Annotated in this window: 2 protein-coding genes; both read right to left on the bottom strand. The window is 69.4% G+C overall.

Features of this window, described 5'->3' with window-relative positions; all coding sequences use genetic code 11:
- Nucleotides 1–153 precede the first annotated feature (153 nt).
- Nucleotides 154–549 (bottom strand): BON domain-containing protein, encoded by a 396-nt coding sequence (locus tag G3N93_RS42560; RefSeq protein WP_206135463.1) that lies wholly within the window; start codon nucleotides 547–549, stop codon nucleotides 154–156.
- Between the two features lie 37 nt (nucleotides 550–586).
- Nucleotides 587–1,645, bottom strand: coding sequence for a porin (locus G3N93_RS39415; protein WP_206135462.1), 1,059 nt, complete (start codon nucleotides 1,643–1,645; stop codon nucleotides 587–589).
- Nucleotides 1,646–1,827: the final 182 nt, after the last annotated feature.

Genomic DNA, 1,827 nt, shown 5'->3' with positions numbered 1-1,827 from the left:
CGGCACCGCGTGCGCGATCGCGGCGAGCGCGAGCCCGCCGGCCAGGACGAAGGCGTCGGCCAGCCGGCGAGTGCGCCGGGCGGCGGTAAAGCGTCGATGAATTCGCATCGAATCATGTCTCGTAGTGGAAAGAAAACGACCGTGTGCCGGCGATCACGGCTGCTGGCCGTCGATGCGCAGCAGGTTCGACACCGACGCGACCCCGTCGACGCGCCGCGCAACCGCCGCCGCGAGCGTCACCTGGTTCGTCTCCGTGACCGAGCCGCTGAGCGTTCCGCTGCCGTCGCGCACCCGCACGAGGATGCGTGTGACGTTGAGGTTCTTCGTGCGCGCGAGCGCCGTGCTGACGCGGCGTTTCAGCTTGCGGTCGGCCGCCTTGCGGTGCGCCGGCGACAGGTCCGCCGGCGCAGGCGCCTGTGCCGACGCCTGTACGGCCGCCTCCGCCGATGCCGGGATCGCCGCGCTCGCGGCATCGGGTTGTGCGTGGGCGGTGACGGTCCAGCATGCGGCCGTCAGCAACGCTGCGGCGAGTCGGGATGAAGTACGCATGATCGAATCACACTCCTGAAAAATCGTTGAAAGGCACTCAGAACTGCGTCATCAGCCCGATCGACACCCCGGTCGTCGCGCTCGCCCCGCGCCGCAGGTTCAGCGCCGCGATCGTTGCCGGGTCGCGCATGTACGCCCCGGTCATCCCGTTGCGGTCGACCTCGACATACAGCTCGGTGCGCTTCGACAGGAAGTATTCGGCGATCGCGTAGGTCGTCAGCTTGTGACCGTCCGCGCCCGACACGTTGCCGAGATTGCGCGCGCGGTCGTAGAACGCGGCCGCGCTCAACTGCACCGACGGCAGCGGCTGCACGACGACGCCGAACGACGGGATGTCGTCACGCCGCGACGGCGCGCCGGCCTTGTTCGCGCTCACGTTCAGCGACGCGTAGCTCAGGTAGAAGCGCGTACGGCCGAGCTGCAGCGTGCCGCCCGCCTGGATCGTCTGCGCCGACTGCGAGCCGTCCGGGCTGTAGGTCTTCGCATACGACACGCCGCCCATCAGGTCCGAGTACGTGTACATCGCGGCCGTCGAATAGCTGGTGCCCGCATGCGCGCTGCCCGCGACGCCGCCGGGCGAATAGTTCGCGCCGAACCGCAGGCCGCCCACCTGCCCGAGATACTTGATCGTGTTGTTGAAGCGCGAATCGAGCGTGAAGAAGTTGCCGTCGAACTGCACGCCCGGCTCGACCGCGAGCGATTGCCCGCGCCCGCCGAGCGGATCGAGCGCAATGCCGAGATCCTCCGCGGCATTGAACTGGCGGCCGAGCGTCAGGCGGCCGAAATCGCCGGCCAGGCCGACATACGCGGCCTGCGAAAACAACGTGCCGGACGTCTTCAGCGCACCAGTGCCGCTGTTGAACGCGCCGTCGAGCACGAACAGCGCCTTCAGCCCGCCGCCGAGATCCTCCCTGCCGCGAATGCCGAACTCGTTGCCCGCGACGATGTTGTTGTTGTAGCCGACCTGGCTGCCGCCCGGCAAGCCGTTGACCCAGCGCACGCCGCCGCCGATCCGGCCGAACAGCGTCACGCTCGACTGCGCGTGCGCGCTCCCCCACAGCGCGCCGATCAGCGCCGCCGCGATCATCTTCTTCATGTCTCCTCCTGCCGCGTCGTCGCGCGGCGTATCGTGGTACTGCTTCCCGTCGAAAGGCGCCGCTGCCCGGCTGGCGGGCGTCACGCCGAATGCGAGGCAAGTCAATGCAACGCGACGTACGCGGCAGGCGCTAGCGGCCGCACGAGCCGACCGGCGGCGCGGCGTGCGCCGTGTCGCCCGCG

It is taken from the genome of Burkholderia sp. Se-20378, assembly GCF_017104665.1.
GTDB classification, from domain to species: Bacteria; Pseudomonadota; Gammaproteobacteria; order Burkholderiales; family Burkholderiaceae; genus Burkholderia; species Burkholderia lata.
The sequence above is the reverse complement of the archived record's forward strand: the minus strand, read 5'-3'. Positions and strand labels throughout refer to the sequence as shown.

What these genes read in the sequence shown, in the direction of transcription:
- G3N93_RS42560 (WP_206135463.1), bottom strand. Translation starts at nt 549, where the DNA reads ATGCGTACTTCATCCCGACTCGCCGCAGCGTTGCTGACGGCCGCATGC.
- G3N93_RS39415 (WP_206135462.1), bottom strand. Translation starts at nt 1,645, where the DNA reads ATGAAGAAGATGATCGCGGCGGCGCTGATCGGCGCGCTGTGGGGGAGC.